This window comes from Spirosoma flavus (assembly GCF_054778555.1).
Window position 1 is genome coordinate 24,666 of record NZ_BAAGZL010000003.1, and the last position, 18,185, is coordinate 42,850.

General features: G+C 47.4%; 18 protein-coding genes. 9 read left to right on the forward strand and 9 right to left on the reverse strand.

The genetic code is table 11. The features are described 5' to 3' along the window. Positions 1–40: 40 nt before the first annotated feature. The 3 genes from ACYVF1_RS16730 (at position 41) to nspC (ending at position 2,981) form a co-directional block, all read left to right on the forward strand. A complete protein-coding gene (locus ACYVF1_RS16730; RefSeq protein WP_461080833.1) occupies positions 41–820 on the forward strand; it encodes a hypothetical protein in 780 nt (259 codons plus the stop codon). A gap of 114 nt (positions 821–934) precedes the next feature. Then, positions 935–1,756 carry an energy transducer TonB gene (locus ACYVF1_RS16735; protein WP_461080835.1) on the forward strand — a complete coding sequence of 274 codons (822 nt, stop codon included), beginning with the start codon at positions 935–937 and terminating at the stop codon, positions 1,754–1,756. 79 nt (positions 1,757–1,835) lie between these two features. Further along, complete coding sequence (gene nspC / locus ACYVF1_RS16740) at positions 1,836–2,981, forward strand: carboxynorspermidine decarboxylase (RefSeq protein ID WP_461080837.1); 1,146 nt, start codon at positions 1,836–1,838, stop codon at positions 2,979–2,981. Between the two features lie 158 nt (positions 2,982–3,139). Here nspC and ACYVF1_RS16745 read toward each other — a convergent pair whose 3' ends face one another. After that, positions 3,140–4,120: a UDP-glucuronic acid decarboxylase family protein gene (locus ACYVF1_RS16745; protein ID WP_461080839.1), complete on the reverse strand. Its 981-nt coding sequence runs from the start codon at positions 4,118–4,120 to the stop codon at positions 3,140–3,142. A gap of 122 nt (positions 4,121–4,242) precedes the next feature. Beyond that, a complete protein-coding gene (locus ACYVF1_RS16750) occupies positions 4,243–5,577 on the reverse strand; it encodes a UDP-glucose dehydrogenase family protein (RefSeq protein WP_461080841.1) in 1,335 nt (444 codons plus the stop codon). A 372-nt stretch (positions 5,578–5,949) separates the two neighbouring features. Here ACYVF1_RS16750 and ACYVF1_RS16755 point away from each other — a divergent pair, with 372 nt between their 5' ends. Then, positions 5,950–7,089, forward strand: coding sequence for an acyl-CoA dehydrogenase family protein (locus tag ACYVF1_RS16755; RefSeq protein ID WP_461080843.1), 1,140 nt, complete (start codon positions 5,950–5,952; stop codon positions 7,087–7,089). Positions 7,090–7,201: 112 nt separating this feature from the next. On the opposite strand, the gene ACYVF1_RS16760 is transcribed toward ACYVF1_RS16755, so the two are convergent. From ACYVF1_RS16760 to ACYVF1_RS16775, 4 genes are all read right to left on the reverse strand, one after another. Continuing rightward, positions 7,202–7,444 (reverse strand): GlsB/YeaQ/YmgE family stress response membrane protein, encoded by a 243-nt coding sequence (locus ACYVF1_RS16760; protein WP_461080845.1) that lies wholly within the window; start codon positions 7,442–7,444, stop codon positions 7,202–7,204. A gap of 69 nt (positions 7,445–7,513) precedes the next feature. Continuing rightward, positions 7,514–8,281, reverse strand: a complete 768-nt coding sequence (gene pgeF / locus ACYVF1_RS16765; RefSeq protein WP_461080847.1) for a peptidoglycan editing factor PgeF — start codon at positions 8,279–8,281, stop codon at positions 7,514–7,516. A 171-nt stretch (positions 8,282–8,452) separates the two neighbouring features. After that, the gene (locus ACYVF1_RS16770) at positions 8,453–9,172 is read right to left on the reverse strand and encodes an SDR family oxidoreductase (RefSeq protein ID WP_461080849.1); all 720 of its coding nucleotides are present in this window, start codon (positions 9,170–9,172) and stop codon (positions 8,453–8,455) included. Positions 9,173–9,346: 174 nt separating this feature from the next. Further along, entirely contained in the window at positions 9,347–9,874 is a 528-nt protein-coding gene (locus ACYVF1_RS16775; RefSeq protein ID WP_461080851.1) for a DinB family protein, read from the reverse strand. A 193-nt stretch (positions 9,875–10,067) separates the two neighbouring features. Between ACYVF1_RS16775 and ACYVF1_RS16780 the strand changes: the two genes are divergently transcribed. Continuing rightward, on the forward strand, positions 10,068–10,835 hold the full coding sequence (locus tag ACYVF1_RS16780) for a cupin domain-containing protein (protein ID WP_461080853.1): 768 nt from the start codon (positions 10,068–10,070) through the stop codon (positions 10,833–10,835). Positions 10,836–11,229: 394 nt separating this feature from the next. On the opposite strand, the gene ACYVF1_RS16785 is transcribed toward ACYVF1_RS16780, so the two are convergent. Next, positions 11,230–12,024 (reverse strand): alpha/beta hydrolase, encoded by a 795-nt coding sequence (locus ACYVF1_RS16785; protein ID WP_461080855.1) that lies wholly within the window; start codon positions 12,022–12,024, stop codon positions 11,230–11,232. A 151-nt stretch (positions 12,025–12,175) separates the two neighbouring features. After that, a complete protein-coding gene (locus ACYVF1_RS16790) occupies positions 12,176–12,763 on the reverse strand; it encodes a Crp/Fnr family transcriptional regulator (RefSeq protein ID WP_461080857.1) in 588 nt (195 codons plus the stop codon). Between the two features lie 116 nt (positions 12,764–12,879). On the opposite strand from ACYVF1_RS16790, the gene ACYVF1_RS16795 reads away from it, so the two are divergent. From ACYVF1_RS16795 to ACYVF1_RS16810, 4 genes are all read left to right on the forward strand, one after another. Next, on the forward strand, positions 12,880–13,296 hold the full coding sequence (locus tag ACYVF1_RS16795; RefSeq protein WP_461082312.1) for a hypothetical protein: 417 nt from the start codon (positions 12,880–12,882) through the stop codon (positions 13,294–13,296). Between the two features lie 137 nt (positions 13,297–13,433). Then, entirely contained in the window at positions 13,434–13,985 is a 552-nt protein-coding gene (locus ACYVF1_RS16800; protein ID WP_461080859.1) for a DUF4468 domain-containing protein, read from the forward strand. Positions 13,986–14,139: 154 nt separating this feature from the next. Further along, positions 14,140–15,897, forward strand: a complete 1,758-nt coding sequence (locus tag ACYVF1_RS16805) for a purple acid phosphatase family protein (RefSeq protein WP_461080861.1) — start codon at positions 14,140–14,142, stop codon at positions 15,895–15,897. Positions 15,898–16,016: 119 nt separating this feature from the next. After that, positions 16,017–16,904, forward strand: coding sequence for an alpha/beta hydrolase (locus ACYVF1_RS16810; protein WP_461080863.1), 888 nt, complete (start codon positions 16,017–16,019; stop codon positions 16,902–16,904). Between the two features lie 36 nt (positions 16,905–16,940). Here the strand turns inward: ACYVF1_RS16810 and ACYVF1_RS16815 are convergent, their stop codons facing one another. Next, the gene (locus ACYVF1_RS16815; protein ID WP_461080865.1) at positions 16,941–18,176 is read right to left on the reverse strand and encodes a tail fiber domain-containing protein; all 1,236 of its coding nucleotides are present in this window, start codon (positions 18,174–18,176) and stop codon (positions 16,941–16,943) included. Positions 18,177–18,185: the final 9 nt, after the last annotated feature.

An 18,185-nucleotide genomic window follows, 5' to 3' on the forward strand; every position in this document is an offset into this window, starting at 1 on the left:
ATCGTTTTATGCTAAATCCCTTTTTCTACGTAGCACACCCATGAAAACCCTGGTTCTCTTCTCGTTGCTCACACTGATCGGCATTAACGTAATGGCTCAAAAGGCTGATACGTCGGCAACCAAACCTCGGCGGGCCGTAGTCGACAATCCGAATAGCCGACGTAACGGTTATGAGACGTATCAAAGTTCAGCTGATATAACAGGTGTAGGCCTGGCACCTGGGGCCGCCATTAACACCATCGATCATCGGTACGAAGGGTTGCGCGGAACACCTTATTTTTTACCTGAATGGAACAAAGGGCAAATTGAGATGGCGGCCGGGCAGAATTACAAGGATGTTCCCATTAAATTCGATGCCTTTCGTCAACAATTAATGCTGCTACGTACCTGGATGGGCAATGATTCCATTCTAGTTAACTCCGAAACCGTAAAATCCTTTCAGTTCCGTGACGCCAACGGGCAAACGTACGTATTCCGTCATTTGACATCCCCACAGGAATCGCAACCTCAGGGCTATTTTCTGGTGCTTTACACGGGAAAAACGTCGTTACTGAAACGCATCGAAAAGAAATTCAAAGCTGCCGATTTTAAAGATCCCTATTCAAATAGTGTCCGCTACGACTCGTTCCGGGAAACTAATACGTATTTTCTACAGAATCCCGACCAATCGCTCACCAAAATTAAGCTGTCGGACAAAGCCTTATTCGAAGCCATTGCTGACCATCAGGACGAACTGAAAGCCTTCGCTAAGCAAGCCTCGCTGAACCTCAAAACCGAAGAGGGCGCAGCATCTTTACTAAAGAAGTACGACAGTTTATAAAGAGCGAAAGAATGAAAGAGCGAAAGAGCGAATTTCCAGGATGGTATTCGCTCTTTACCATATGGAATCAAACACGCATGGTCATCTATGGGGTATACTTAAACCACAACGACCATGTTACCAAACGATACGTCCGCTCTCTCGTACGACGAGATTATTTTTCTGGCGCGTAACCGTGCTTATGGCGCTTTCGACCTGCGCCAACAATACCGAACAACACTTAGTCGAGCTTTAGGTCTGGGCATTTGTTTTTTTCTACTGGCGTTAAGTGCGCCCATGCTTCACGCTCATTTCTTTGCTTCTGATCAGCGTAGCACTAGCGAAGTTTTGGTAGAAGCAAACGTAATGAAACTGCCCGAACAGCCCGTCGAACCGCCCATTAAACTACCGCCCGTTGAACAGGCGCCAGCCGTAAATACTGTTCGAAATCTGCCGCCGGTTGTTACGCCTGAAGATGAGGTTGTCGAAGAAATTCTGCCACCTACTACTGCTGAATTAGAAAACGCTACGTCTGGAACCGAAACTATCGAAGGAACCGGCGATTTGGAAGCAATTACGGCGCCTGAAGCTGCAGAACCGACGGTTCAGGAAAAAGCGATGGAAGTAATCCCCAAACCTGAGCAACCGTTTTTGACTGCTGAACAGCAGCCCGAATTTCCGGGTGGTATGGATGCACTACGTTCGTTTTTGGGAAAGAACCTGAAGTATCCACGGGCGGCTGCATCGGCTGGAGTTTCGGGGCGGGTTTACATCAGTTTTGTCGTAAATACCGACGGTAGTTTAACTGATGTACAGGTGCTGAAGGGCGTTGGTTTTGGCTGCGATGAGGAAGCTCTGCGCGTTGTCAACAAAATGCCCGCCTGGCGACCTGGTAAGCAATCTGGCCGAACGGTTCGGGTAAAATACAACTTACCTATTACGTTCACCCTGGAATAGGCGCCATTAGGTTCTGGCTGGCGGAGCCTACGATTACGGAACAGGCGGTAGAAGTGAGTTGTATGCCTACCTTTGCGGCATGAATACAAGCCTGCAACACAACCTCGACGCCATTCCGTCGCCCTGCTTTGTGCTGGAAGAAGCTAAACTCCGGCGGAATCTGCAGTTAATCGATTCGGTGCAACGCGCTGCCGGTGTCACTATTATCCTGGCCCTGAAGGGCTTTTCCATGTACAGCGCTTTTCCGCTGGTACGTGAATATCTGGCTGGTGCAACGGCCAGTTCGCTCAACGAAATCAAGTTGGTGAACGAGTACATGGGCGTGAAAGCGCACACCTATATCCCCGCCTACCGAGACGATGAATTTGACGAAGTGGTGGAACGTAGCAGTCACCTGACGTTCAATTCCTGGAATCAGTGGGAGCGTTTTAAAGATCGGGCGGTAGGAAAAGTTTCGTGCGGCATTCGGGTTAACCCGCAGTATTCGGAGGTGGCCACGGACATGTATAATCCCTGCGTACCGGGTTCGCGGCTGGGTGCCACTCGAAACAAACTACCCGATACGTTGCCGGACGGCCTTGACGGCATTCATTTTCACACCCTTTGCGAGAACGATTCATTCACACTGGAGCGAACGCTGGCCGCGCTGGAAGACCGTTTCGGTGATTTACTACATCAGGCCAAATGGGTCAACTTTGGTGGGGGACATTTGATGACCCGAGAAGGTTATGACACCAACCACTTGATTCAGTTGCTGACCAATTTTCGAGAGAAATACAACGTAGATGTGCTGCTGGAGCCGGGTTCGGCCATTGCCTGGCAAACGGGCGTACTGGTATCGACCGTACTGGACGTGGTAGACAGTCAGGGAATTGAAGTTGCTATTCTCGATACGTCGTTTGCCGCTCACATGCCCGATACGTTGGAAATGCCTTACAAGCCGCGCATTTTGGATTCTTACCACGAACCCGTTGCCGGAAAACCAACGTATCGACTTGGCGGCATGACGTGCCTGGCCGGTGATTTTATGGGCGACTATTCGTTCGACAAGCCACTAGCTATTGGCGATAAACTTGTGTTCGACGACATGATCCATTACACGATGGTGAAAACCACTACGTTCAATGGCGTCAATTTGCCCGCTATTGGTATCTGGCAGGAGGATGAATCGTTTCGGCTCGTCAAAACCTATGGCTATGAGAGTTTTAAAGATAGATTGAGTTAACAGAACGTAGCGCGGCTTTCTACCCACGTTACGTCATAAAAAAACCTGCGCGCAAGGGCTCGCAGGTTTTTGTTAGACAGCTAAAGGTGTACTGCTTAAAAGCAGTTACTGAAGTAAAATTATAATTATTTTTTGACAACGACAATAAATTGGCGATATCACTGTTTTACAAATTCGCGGTGATAGGCAGCCCGATACAGTTCTTCAGGTGGCAGGCTTTTGAAGTATTCATACGTAACACGTAATCCTTCGGCCCGCGATACCTTCGGCTCCCAACCCAGGATCGCTTTTGCTTTGGTAATATCTGGTTGGCGCTGTTTCGGATCGTCCTTCGGCAGATCTTTAAATACCAGTTTCTGTGAAGTACCAGTCAGCTTGATAATTTCTTCACCAAATTCTTTAATGGTAATTTCCGACGGGTTGCCGATGTTCACCGGGTACGCATGATCGCTCAGCAGTAATCGGTAAATGCCTTCTACCAGATCATCGACGTAGCAGAAAGAACGTGTCTGGCTGCCATCGCCGAAAACGGTCAGGTCTTCGCCACGTAACGCCTGGCCAATGAAGGCAGGTAGCACCCGGCCGTCGTTCAGGCGCATCCGGGGACCATACGTATTGAAAATGCGAACGATACGTGTTTCCAGTCCGTGATACGTATGGTAGGCCATCGTCATGGCTTCCTGAAACCGTTTGGCTTCGTCATACACACCACGCGGACCAACTGGGTTCACGTTGCCCCAATACTCTTCTGGTTGAGGATGCACGGTTGGATCCCCATATACCTCCGATGTCGATGCAATCAGTACACGCGCACCTTTTACACGGGCCAGACCCAGACAGTTATGAATACCCAGCGACCCCACTTTTAGTGTTTGAATCGGAATTTTAAGGTAGTCGATAGGGCTGGCTGGCGAGGCAAAATGCAGAATGTAATCCAGGTTGCCCGGTACGTGAATAAACTTGGAAACGTCGTGGTGATAAAACTCGAAATTCGGCAGATGGAACAGGTGTTCAATATTACGGATGTCGCCCGTAATAAGGTTATCCATGGCAATGACATGGTATCCTTCTTTGATAAATCGGTCGCTCAAATGCGATCCCAGAAAGCCGGCTCCACCGGTAATTAAAACTCGTTTCATCGGAAGGATGGGTAATGAAGAATGTATGATGTATAATGTATGGTATATAATGATTTTGCCGAGGCATCATGCATTATACATCATACATCATATATTATACATAACTCATTGTACATTATTCATTATTTAACGGTTTGCTCAACGGGTGCCAACACAGCTTCCCGACCAATGCTGTAATACGTATAATTGTTCTCGCGCATCTGATCGAGTTCGTATACGTTCCGGCCGTCAAAGATAAGCTTATTCTTCAGCAACAGGTTCATTTTCTCAAAATCAGGCGTGCGGAAAAGTGGCCACTCCGTGATAATCACCAGCGCATCAGCATCGTCAAGGGCAGCATACTGCGTGTGTGCATACGAAACGGCATTGCCAATCTGCTGACGAACATTCTCCATCGCTTCAGGGTCATAAACCGTCACTTTCGCGCCCGCATCGAGCAACGCCCGAATGTTGTCCAGGGCTGGTGCTTCCCGAATATCATCGGTGTAAGGCTTGAACGCCAATCCCCAGACGGCAATGGTTTTTCCGCGCAGATCACCACCGAAATAATCCAGAATCAGCGGCATCAGTTTGGTTTTTTGCTCGGCGTTAACGTCCATTACCGATTTCAACACCTTGAAGTCGTAGTTGAAATCTTTGGCGGTTTTGGCCAGTGCCTGTACGTCTTTAGGAAAGCAGCTCCCGCCATATCCAATACCAGCAAACAGGAAGCGTTTACCAATCCGACTGTCGGTACCAATCCCCCGGCGAATATCGTCGACGTTGGCACCAGCTAGTTCGCACAAATTGGCGATTTCGTTCATGAACGTAATCTTGGTAGCCAGAAACGCGTTGGCGGCATATTTGGTCATTTCGGCCGAACGCTCGTCCATGAAAATAACCGGGTTCCCCTGACGTACCAGTGGTGCGTAAAGTTTATTCATGACGCTCTTAGCCCGTTCTGATCGGGTGCCGATCACGACGCGATCAGGCTTCATAAAATCTTCGACAGCCACACCTTCCCGCAAAAATTCGGGATTCGATACTACGTCGAAATCAACTTTTGCGTTATCGGCAATGTGAGCGTGTACTTTCTCGGCGGTTCCGACCGGTACCGTGCTTTTATCGACGATAACTGCATACTGATTTAAAATCGGCCCCAGATCGCTGGCTACTTTCAGAATGTATTTTAGATCTGCCGAACCGTCTTCACCCGGAGGAGTTGGTAAAGCCAGAAAAATCACTTCGGCTCCTTTAATACCTTCTTCTAGGTTCGTCGTAAAGGATAACCGACCTTCTTCTACGTTCCGATGAAACAACGTTTCAAGACCAGGTTCATAAATGGGTACTATTCCATTGTTAAGTTTCTCAACTTTTCGCTCATCAATATCAACACACGTAACCTGATTTCCTGTTTCGGCAAAGCAGGTGCCTGTCACTAGGCCTACGTATCCGGTTCCAACAACAGCTAATTTCATATATGATGTTCAGTGATTTCAGACAATAATTAATTAGACCAACCCTTACGTCTATGTTCACAAAAATAGGAGTTTTTTAATAGGCGGTACTGACTTGTGTCATTTAGTGATTGATCGGCACCGGGTTGTAATTAATTAATATACTTCATACAGACGTATCGATTAAGGTCAAGTCACAATACCATTTTCATAAAATAATAAATTTATTGTCATCGGCAGCTAATATAAGCTAATCAAAATAAGTAATTATTTAACGGAATTGGCATAAAAGATCTTTCGAATCCAATTAGAAAATAAGGTTGTCATTCTCCGATTATTTTCCTATATTATCAAATATTACTATCCAAACGAGATAGTTTGCTTTATCACTTTATGACAAACGAAATTGTAGAAAATCAAGAATTAATTGCCCAGTCAGTGCGTGATTTGAGCGAACGGCTTATTCGCCCAAACATTCGAAAGTGGGATGAAGAACAGCATTTTCCTGCCGAATTATTTCGCCAGTTGGGTGAGCAGGGCCTGATGGGAATGCTTGTACCTGTTGAGTTTAATGGTGCCGGATTAGGCTACGCCGAATACGTAACGGCCATTGTTGAGCTGGCTCGTGTCGACGGCTCAGTAGGCTTGTCGATGGCTGCGCATAACTCGCTTTGTACTAATCACATTTTGCTGTTTGGCAATTCAGACCAGAAGCAACTTTATTTGCCACGACTGGCAACTGGCGAGTGGCTGGGTGCTTGGGGGTTAACAGAGCCGAACACGGGCTCGGACGCTGGGAATATGCGTACCACCGCCGTGCGCGACGGCGACGACTGGATTTTGAATGGCTCCAAAAATTTCATTACGCATGGCATAAGCAGTAACGTTGCCGTTGTGATTGCCCGAACTGGCGAACCCAATACGTCGCATAATGCTACAGCTTTTGTGGTTGAGCGCGGAACACCCGGTTTTTCGGGCGGGCGCAAGGAAGATAAACTTGGGATGCGGGCGTCGGAAACAGCCGAAATGTTGTTTCAGGACTGCCGAATTCCAGACAGTCAACGTCTTGGCGAAGTGGGCGATGGGTTCATTCAATCCCTGAAAGTGCTGGACGGGGGACGTATCTCGATAGCAGCATTGAGTTTGGGGATTGCGCAGGGAGCCTACGATGCCGCACTTGCTTACGCAAAAGAGCGCGAACAATTTGGTCATCCGATTGCTACGTATCAGGGCATTAGCTTTAAACTAGCTGATATGGCTACGGATATTGAAGCGGCTCACCTGCTGACGTATCAGGCTGCGGCTTACAAAGACACAGGAAAACCCGTTACTAAGCAGGCGGCCATGGCCAAATTGTTTGCCTCTGAAACGGCAGTACGTGTTGCGAATGAAGCCGTGCAGATTTTCGGCGGCTACGGATACACGAAAGATTTTCCGGCGGAAAAATTTTATCGCGATGCCAAATTGTGCACGATTGGCGAAGGAACAAGCGAAATTCAGAAAATAGTGATTTCTAGGCAGATACTTATCTGAACCGGGATTTAACAGATTGAGGGATTTTCACGATTTTGTTTCGATAAAACGCTTTAAAAAAGCGAAAAACAAAATCGTGAAAATCCCTCAATCTGTTAAATCCCGGTTCAGACTATACCGTACTGCTACGTCCCTTGATCAGGGCGGCAATACCAAGGATAATAACGGCACCAACAAAAGCGGTGAGAATACTGTCAATGATTCCTCCGTCACGACCAAAAATCCAGCCGCCTACGAAACCACCGGCTATGCCGAGTAAAATTTCAGCAAATAAGGAAAACGAAAACCGTTTGAAAACAAGGTCGGCCAGCCATCCGGCAACCGCACCTACCAATATCGAAACTAAGATTCCCATGACTATTAAGTGTTGAGTAAATGAATTGTTGTTAAAACAGATACATAACTAGCACTCGGTTGACTTTGTTTATGAATTAATTCCAATAGCAGCCAGCATCCGTCCAGTTTGTCCTTTTTCGGCACGGTAAGAAAAATAATCGGTGTTATGCTCAATCGTTGAAAAAGGTGAAACCATGATCTGTTCAGCAGGAATACCAAAATTCAATAGTTGCTGCCGATTGGCCCCTTTTAGATCAACACAATCTTTTTGAGTAAACGGGTCGATACGTTTAAAGGCGGAGTCAAACTGCCCGGCCACTTCAGGACCTACTTCGAACGCACATTCATCTATACACGTACCTACGTAAGCATAGCAATCAGTGGCGTTTGTGCCATACTGCTCCTGCATCATTGTGAGCGTTTTAAGCACAATTTCGCCTACCGTTCCACGCCAGCCAGCATGTATAGCAGCTACTGCCCGATTGGCGCTATCGTAAATCAGAATAGGTACACAGTCGGCAACTGTTACCCCAACCAGTAAACTTAATTGACTGGTTATCAAGGCATCATACCCTTCATAACGACCCGGTTCCGTAACAACCAGAACCGACGTACCGTGCACCTGATATGACGACGCAAATGAAGTTTCGGCCGCCCCAATTGCCGCAAAAAATCGCCGACGATTTTCTATTACATTCGCCGGGGTATCGTCTGTATTGATACCTAGATTGAGTGATGCAAACGGTTGTGGACTAATGCCTCCATGCCGTGTGCTTTCGGCCGCTACTACGTTCGGAAACCGGGAAAATATAGCTGGCTTTGTGTATAAATTCGTGTGCGTTGATTCACCAATCATAAACGTTTTGAGGTTTTGGCAGAACTGTAAACTGATACGTTCGGCAATGTTTTTAGGGCGAATTTAAATGAAAATGAAGCGTGCTACGTAGGCTATTGTTGACGTAATGGCCTACGTAGCACGCTTCATTCAGTACAGCCAGAATCGCTACGTTCGTGAATTTATAAGGCACTATTTGCCACCCGGCTTTGTGGGCCGAACCTCGATTTTACTGGGCAGCGTGCGCGGATTCATCTTGATCAGGTCATACACAATCTGGCCAATGTCTTCTGGCTGGATTTTCCAGGCATCTTTTTCGTCGGGCTGGTGATCATTGAAATACGTAGCTACGGAACCCGGCATAATGGTCGTTACTTTGATACCTTCACTACGTAGGTCGAGCATAACGGCTTGCGTAAATCCGACCAATCCGAACTTGCTGGCATTATAAGCCGCTCCTTTTTCGAAGAAATTTGTTCCGGCCAGGCTGGCGATGGTTATGAAATACCCCTCCGACTTTTTCAGTGCGTCAAGCGTCGCTTTTGCCGTATTAAACACACCTGTCAGGTTAATATCGATGGTTTCCTGCCACTGTTCAGGCGTCAATTCCTGAATGGACGCAAAATGACCTACGCCGGCATTAGCCACTACGTAGTCGAGCCGCCCCCAGGTTTTCACTACGGTCTCCACTGCTTTTTGCTGCGATTCCAGATTCCGGACATCGGCACCTACGCCCAGCGCATAACCAGGTTTAATTTCATTCAATTTGGTTGCAGCCAGTTCAGCCGCCACCGACGAACGGCTGGTAATGGCCACTTTAATACCTTCCTTGATTAGCACTTCGGCAATTCCGTAGCCAATTCCTTTAGATCCACCTGTAATTAAGGCTGTTTTTGTTTCTGTCGTAGTCATAGTTACTGATTCTTGTTTCTCTTTAACAGGTGTTCTTTCCTGCATTGAAAACAGTAAACTGAAAATTACATTCCATGTTTTTGGCAAAAGAATGAAGTTGTCATAAAGCAGGAGTGATTGTCAAGACGCACCGAAGTTCATTGACAACCACTCCTGTTTAATGACAAAGCCAGTTTAGCCTATCAGCCGATAAAAACTATAATCAGTCATTGGCGCATCGGTAAGGCCAAGCACACGGCCAATTGTTACGATCTGACCCCGATGATACGTACTGTGATTCAGGCAGTGAAGTAAAAAAACTGTGCGCGGCTCAGTTCCCGTAACCCAGGGGGTATTTAGTGTTACGTCCTCCTGCAAATCTTCGTCTGACAATGATTGAACATATTCCGCAAACATTTCTGATTGAGACACAATGCCGTTAAAAGCATCAGCAACCGTACCATCGAACCCATGCTGCCGAAACGAACGTGGCGGTTCAACCTGCTGCACAGTGGCCAGCCAAAAACGCTCTGTATCCCAGATATGGACCAGCGTTTCTTTCAAACCTGGGAAACTGGAAGGCACAATTTCGTTCATCAACTCGGTTGATTTTGTTTGCAGCCAGTCGACCAAACGTTTGTTGGCCCAGGCATTATAAACGGCAAAATCCTGAATTTGGGTAGCTGCGGTCAGCGTCGTTTTCTGTTCGGTTGCGAGTGTCATACAGTGTTTGTTTTTGATAATACAAAGTAAATCCAACACAGTGACAGCCCTATGTCAGCAGTGAATTGCCGAAATGCACTTTATTTTCTTCGCTCTGAAAAGCAATTCTTAGGGCGACAATTAGCTCATTAACAAGCCTGTGAGTATCCCTTTTTAAAAATTCTCTTTTACAAATCAAAGCCCAGACGCGCCTATGATTCTCCGCTCTATCCTCCTGTTTATCTGTCTGTTAAACACCGGCTATTGCCTGGCTCAGACCATCGAATCGAAAACATACGTCTGGAAAGATACTCCGGTTGTGAAGAAAGTTACGTCGGAGCAGCGCGCCATTCTGGAGGGGAGTAGCACCGATTTTAGCCATCTTGAAGTACACGCTACTACGTTGCCTGCTTATCAGAAGCCGCATCCCGCCCATAAGCACGACGATGAAGAACTGATTATCATCAAGGAAGGTCAACTTACTGTAACTATCGAGGGGAAAACCAAAACACTGGGACCGGGCAGCGTAGCACTGATGATGCCGGGCGACGAACACGGCTTTGCCAACAATAGCGACGCTTCAGCAACCTATTACGTCATGCGTTATACGTCTAAGGAACCCGTTGATCTGGAGCGGGGACGTAAAGCGGGCGGATCGTTCTGGATTGACTGGAATGACGTACCGTTCAAGCCGCATGACAAGGGCGGTATTCGTCGCATGTTCGACCGGGCAACGGCCATGACCAAACGTTTTGAAATGCACGTTACTACGTTGAATCAGGGTTTATGGAGCCATCCGCCCCATACGCATCGGGCGGCCGAAATTCTCCTGATGAAAGAAGATTCTTCTCAGGAAAGCATTGATGGCAAGCTGTTTAGCGCTACCACAGGCGATCTTATATTTCTGGAATCGAACGTACCGCACGCACTTCAGAATACCAGCAAAGGCCCCTGTACGTATTTTGCGTTCCAATTTGAGTAGAAACCTAATAGGCTCTGGCTGCCGGAGTTAGCGACTAACCGTGTAGCTCTAACCATCCGGTTATGACCGACAGCCAGAGCCTGTCGAGGCCGATCACTTCACAGCCACAACCAGAATAGTTGGTTTCTGCGCGGAGAAATTGGGAACGGGTTTTCCGGCCTCGTCAAAAGCTTCCCACTGGCTGTTGGCAACGTAGTAAAACTAATTATTGAGTAATACGTCCAGCGTCGGTTCGTCCATGATCGGGTGGCCGCTTTCTAACGTAACGATACGTTCAATAGAAGGTTTTGTTTTGAATAGATAGAATCGCGAGACACGAAACGGTTATCGACGATTCTGAATTACAAGCGTACTATTTTGATCTATGTATCATTACGTTACGTAATTAGCTGATTCAGGCATTTTTAGCGAGCCAGTCCAGAATGTAATCAGCATCTTCTTTCCAGGTCGGCTGGCCCAAAACGAAGTGGTTCCGCCCTTTAAATTCTTTGTAATCCAGTACAGAATCACCTTTTGCATACGCTTCAAAATTCCGGTGATTCAGGTGGGCAGGTATAATGTTATCCAGCTCGCCCGAGGTGAGTAGCAGCGGAGCGTGTGGTTTATCAAGATCAACGTGGGCGGCACTGGTCAGACCGCCACGCGCTACCCGTTTCGATTCGGGAATGGTGTTGGCTTCGTAAGCAGCTTTTTGCTCGTCCAGCGGCATTTCATTCACAAACGCATATTGCCAGTCTTCAAACGACATCAAGTAGGTTTTGTCGAGGTCCGTCAGGATACCCAGCGCTTTCCAGCCCGCTTTCAGGAACGAAAATTCGTAGGGAATCACACCCTGTGGCGGAACTGAGTGAATGGCAACCCCAGCCGCAGCCAGATCGCGATTCACAATAATCTGCGTAATTAATCCACCCAGCGAATGACCAATCACAATGGGTTTTTCGGGATAGGAGGCTACAATAGCTGCGTAATGGTCAACCAGTTCGTCAAGCGTCAGACGTGCGAGATCAGTATCATTTGGCTGGCAATTTCGAAGTTCTTCGGCAGTGCCCTCTTTATACGGCCAGGCGGGTGCTACCGTGTTATAGCCTTTGCTTTCGAAATAAGCCTGCCACTCACTCCAGCCGTGATGCGTAACGAAGGCTCCGGTTACAAATACAATGTTTTTGTTTTTACTCGTTGTCGTTTCCATGGTCGTAGTGTTTAAAGTCAGTTTAACTTTTAAGATATTCATTTTCAAATCAATACAGACGAAAGCTGATAACCAACTGTTCGCTGTGGCGTTTGAACAGGACAAAATTCAGCACGAGGGTCGACAATCATTTTAACCGAAGTTAAAATCGTCAATGACCGATCATTCTTTTCCGAATTCGACTCAGCGATGGCCCCTGAATACCCAGATACGACGAGATATGGTAAAGCGGAATGGCGTTAAAAATATCGGGATGCTGCTCAACAAGGTCCAGATACCGCTGTTCGGGCGTCTGAAACAGGAAACTTTCGGTACGTCCCATGGCTACAGAAAATGCCCGTTCGGCCACCATCCGCCCAAACCGTTCCCACTGATGCGACTCTTTATATAGTGGAGTCAGGTGATTGACATGGATGTATAAGATGGTTGAATCAACCATCGACTCCGTATAATAATTACAGGGCGCTTGTTCCAGAAAACTTTTGAAGGAAACGACAATTTGATGTTTCGAGAAAAAGAAAACGTTTTTTTCTTCGCCCGTTTGCTCATTTACACAGTATGCTCGAAACACGCCGTCGAGAATAAATTCTAGATGTTTACAAACGTTTTTGTATTCATTATAAAACTCTCCTTTCTGATACTGCTTCTTTTGCCAATAAGCCATCGATAAGTCGAATGCTTCGTCATCAATGCCGGCAAATTCTTTCAGGGCATATCTCAGTACATCAATTTCAGTCATAAATGGTCGGATTCAGCTTTTCGTAAAAATAAAAACCGGCAACGTAGCAACCAATCATAACAGCTACAATTCAATATGTTCAAAACCAGGTACGTAGTTGGGTAGTTATAGGCACTATGGAAACGCACTTTACTACTCCAATACGTCTCTTAAAGACTACTTTTTCGCTGCTCGTACTCAGCCTTTTCATTGGGCAAATAGCCTGTAGCCGGTCTGGCCAGCCGATTAATGGCCCTAGCCAGCGTTTACGGGTTATGGTGGGCGAAATTAAAGAAGTATCGCTGCCTGGTCAGGGAGATGGCAGTACCGAGCTTATTGGTACATCCGACAATCAGGAAGTTGTAGAAGTGTCGCGTCAGCAGTTGGCGCCTGCCGTCGATACGTTAAGTCGGGGTAAAACAGGGCCAGCGGTTTTTCAGATTAAAGGCGTTACGTCGGGAACGGCTAATGTTATTTTCTCGGCTAAACCGATCAATCAGTCGGGAAGCGGGCAGCCTGTTCGCACCTACGTCGTGCAGGTCGTGGCCAAGTAGCACCAATTATCGCCAATATTTCGCCGGTTGTTCAGACAATACTACTACGTATAAGGTCTGGCTGGTTGTGCGGCTTGGGTGAATTTACCTTTACATACTTTTCAATGTAAAGCCCCAAAAAGCACAACAAGTTACTCATGAACACTGCCTTTCTTTCACTCATTACCAGTTGCTTATTAATTGTCGGTTCGGTTTATGCCAATTCTACGTCTGACTTAATTGACGGAAAATTAGCCGGTATTTTTCCCGTTGTTAATCAAAAAGCCACATACATCGACGTAGTAGATTGCGGTAGTGTCACGCAGACCGACGTATTCCGCCGGGTACGGCTGTGGCTAGCACAATCAAACTCATCAACAGTCGATACGTTTCCGGTTATGGATAAAGAAACCGGTGATCTGGCGGGTCGGCTCACCCAGGTTGTGCGACTTCCCCGCACAGAAACGTCGGCCGGTGGCCTTTATACGTTTCATTACAGCCTGACGATTGAATGCACCAACCGGAAATACCGGGCAACCATTACCCGCATCGATCTGGAAGAAACCAGTAGTAACAAACGTGTTTCGCTCGAAACGTTTTGCCAACGTAATGAGAAAGACACGCAGGCAGTTTGTACGGAACTCGACAAACAACTCACGGGCGTTCTGGCTTCTCTTCAGGAAAGTGTAAAGAATTATAAAGCGTTCTAAAAAGTGATGAGTGATAAACGATTAGTGAGTCAGTCCATTGTTACAGTAATTTTATGTCACTAGGTGCCATTAGATACAATTTAGTTACTGAATAAAGCATTGGTATGTGAGCATTGATTAAAGTTGAGTACATTCACTCATCTTTTCATTCACTATGACTATGCTCTCTCAACGTTACTTTTGGCTAACTGGCTGCTTTCTGACCATTACGCTGACGGCTATGGCTCAGACACTTACCCGCTCGCCATACCTGCAAACGGTTACCCCAACCGGAATTACTATTCGCTGGCGCACTGACCAGCCAACCGACAGCCGGGTTCGGTTTGGTAGTAGTCTGGGGCAACTCAATCAGCAAACGACCAATTCGGCGGTAACTACCGAGCACATCGTTACGTTAACGAACCTCCAACCAGCCACCCGTTACTATTACGCTATTGGTTCTTCGACCAGCGACATATTAGTATCGAATGAGTTGAACTTCAAAACGTCTCCAGCACCGGGCTCTACGGCCCCGGTTCGCATCTGGGCGCTGGGCGATTTTGGAACGGGGTCTGCCAATCAGATGGATGTGGCGCAACGCTACCGGCAGTTAGCCCAAACCCGGCCCGCCGACGTATGGCTCTGGCTGGGCGACAATGCTTACTCCCAGGGAACTGACCTGCAATACCAGCAGAACGTGTTTACCATGTATGCCGACATCCTCAAATATCTGCCGTTCTGGCCAACACCCGGTAATCATGATTACAACGAGACACCTACTAATTTCAACAACGAGTATTTCAATTTGACTACGTTGCCACAACAGGCCGAAGCGGGGGGCGTAGCGTCGGGTTCAGAAATGAATTATTCCTTCAATTATGCGAATGTGCATTTCGTATCGCTGGATTCTGAAGGACAGGATAATGTGCGCTTATACGATACAACCGGACGACAGGTGCAGTGGCTGAAACAGGATCTAGCCGCCAATAAATTACCCTGGACCATCGTATTTTTTCATCATCCTCCCTACAGCAAGGGTCCGCGCGACTCCGATACGTTTCAGGATCAAACGCTTATCCGTCAGAATCTTGTCCCCATTCTGGAGCGCTATAATGTCGACCTTGTCTTGTGCGGCCACAGCCACGTATATGAGCGAAGTTATCTGATGAAAGGGCATTATGGCCTGTCTGGCACGTTCAACATTACCCAGCACGCCGTCTCGACCAGCAATGCCCGGTACGATGGTACGCCCAACTCATGCCCGATTACCAATAAAACCAGTGGTGTCATCTACTTAGTGAGCGGCAGTGGCGGGCAATTGGGCGGCCAGGCACCGGGTTACCCCCATCCGGCAATGATTTTCTCGAACAATACCGTTGGCGGTTCCATGATCATGGACGTAACAAACAACCGGCTCGATGCACAATGGCTGGCTGCCGACGGGACAATTAAAGATAAATTCACGCTTTTCAAAAACGTGAGCAAACGCTACTATTATTTCACTACGCCTGGTACGTCGACGCCACTGGCAGCTTCCTGGCCGGGTGACTATCGCTGGAATACCAATGCAACCACCCGTGCCATCAACGTAGCGCCAACCGCACCCACTTCTTATACAGTAACCGATTCGTTTGGCTGCCTCTCTGACGTATTTACCATTGATATGGACAACACGACGTCTCCTAATCTGACGTTTGAGGGTGAAATGACTATTGATGAAGGTAAGGAGCCAGCAACTGTACGGGTATCATTACCATCGAAACAGACTGTAAATCTATACGTTACGGACAACATGGGGCTTGTTCTTCTCGAGAAACAATTCCCGGATACAACCCAGGTTCAGGAAACCGTCAGCCTACCTTTACCGGGGAAGTACTGGTTCACGGCGCGGGTTGGCTCGCAACTTATTGGTCGTATTAGCTTCGTCAAGTAGGGTGATCAGTTCGGGCTGCTACGTTCTATATTTCCTGCTTTCGGTATCTTTAAAAAAATCCAGATGTCTTTCTCTGCGGTATATAGTATGCGATTTTGTATTTGCAGTCGCTTGTAGTTATGCTTTTATCCCGATTCCTCTGGCTTGCTCCGCTTACGTTGATTCTGCTGACAACATTACTATTTGCAGTCAACGAATACGCCATAGCCAGCGGCAGCAAACGTACCAAAGATATTCCGTACGATGATTCTGATGCTGCGTCGGAGCGGCACCGACTCGATGTGTACGTACCTCGTTCTGCTACGTCGAAACCCCGCCCAGTAGTTGTGTTTATCCACGGTGGGAGCTGGAACAGCGGCAGTAAAAATATGTATTCCTTCGTGGGTCGGCGGCTGACCAGTCAGGGCGTTGTGGCCGTGCTGATTAATTATCGACTCGCACCGACGGTCGAAGTACCAGACATGGCTGTTGATTGTGCCCGCGCTTTATTCTGGACTTCTTTACACATTGCCGAATACGGGGGCGACCCCAACCAGATTTTTGTAATGGGCCATTCGGCGGGCGCTGGATTAGCCGCCTTGCTAGCCACAGAAAGCCATTATTTTACCCAACTTGGTCTGTCCGAGAACCCAATAAAAGGCGCCATCCTCGACGACCCGGCAGGGCTGGACATGTTCGATTATCTGAAGAAAATGGAGTATCCCGGCGATGATCAATACCTGATTCCTTTCGGTAAAAACGCGGATGTCTGGCGGGCGGTATCGGCCCTCTATCACGTAAGTGCCAACTGTCCGCCTATGTTGCTCTATACCGGCGAAAAAACGTATCCCAGCATCATAAAAAGCAGTCGGAAATTTGAGCAAGAATTGAAAAAATTTGGCATCAGTCACACGCTTACAGTAATTCCAGGTAAGAAACACGTAGGAATGGCGGTTCAGCTTTTCTGGAAAAGCAATCTCATCTACAAGGATTTACGCAAGTTCGTTGGCGTAGAGAAACAATCGTAATTGTTTGAAACAACTAGTAACGTATCATTACGTCATTTACCGAGACGCAGTTAGGCCGGACTCCAATCTTGATAACCGTTTCAGTACGTCCTCAAGCTGATTCCTTAACCCTGCATTTTCCTCGGCTAATACGTTGTTTTCCCTTTTCAATTCTTTTACAGCTTCGACCAGGTGCGGAATGAAACCTGTATAATTCACACTCAGAAATCCTTTGTCATCGGTCTGCACCAATTCTGGAAAAACAGCCTGCACTTCCTGCGCAATGAAGCCAGTCTGCAAACCCGGTATCTGGTCATTTTGCCAGAAATAATGTCGGCCCTGTAATCTGGATAAATTTGTAAGTGAAGCGGTTAATGACGTAACGTCGCGTTTCAGGCGTTGGTCGGAGCAGAGTGTGATGTTGGAGCGAGAGCAGATAGCGCCTGTACCGACGTTCATTCGTAAGATCCAGTCGCCAAGCCCATAACCAAAAAATCCCATTTCGGTGTCACCATTCATCCCCATGAAACCAAGGCTCGAATTAGCATAAAAACTGTTTCGAAATTCGATTCCACCCGAGCGGCCTTCCGAATTATCGCCTTTGATAAGCACGCGCCCCCCTTCGAAAATGCCCGAAAATTGTCCATTAAACGTTGCAGCCACTAATCCCGCGCCCCAACCTGTATTCTGTGACCAGAGAGACGTATAAAAATTTTTACTTCTTGTCTGAATGCACGGCCCAATGTCTTTATTTTCAAGAAACAACAGTGAATTACCCGACTCAGCCATTATAGCAAGCATGGGGTTAACACCATTACTACCTTCAATAAACATAGGGCCTACAAAGTGGCTCGTACCAGCTACATCCAGCGTTGTATAGGGCGTTGTGGTGCCAATTCCGACACGGCCATTGTTCAGAATAGTTAGTCGGGGAACGTAGTTGGTCGACAACATCAGGTGTTTGGCGGGTTGCCCAGAAGCCGGTGGCGGCACACCTAGTTCAAGGCCGTAATACCCGGCTGAATTGAACGGATTCGTTGTCCAGGTGCGGATAAATCCAAATTCGCGCATCTGCCCGTTAGGATCTGGCTCGTTTACGTTCCGAAACAATACGTATGGATTTACGCCATCAATACGCATCGCATTCTCGCCCGTACTTGATACGTTGAATCGGGCCGACGGCGTCTTTGTGCCAACGCCAACATCGCCGGCCTGATTCAGGTACAGATTTTGAGCACTCAAATCAATCGATAACTCCAGACACAGGACTAGCAAAATGGGTACGTACTTCATGGATGATGA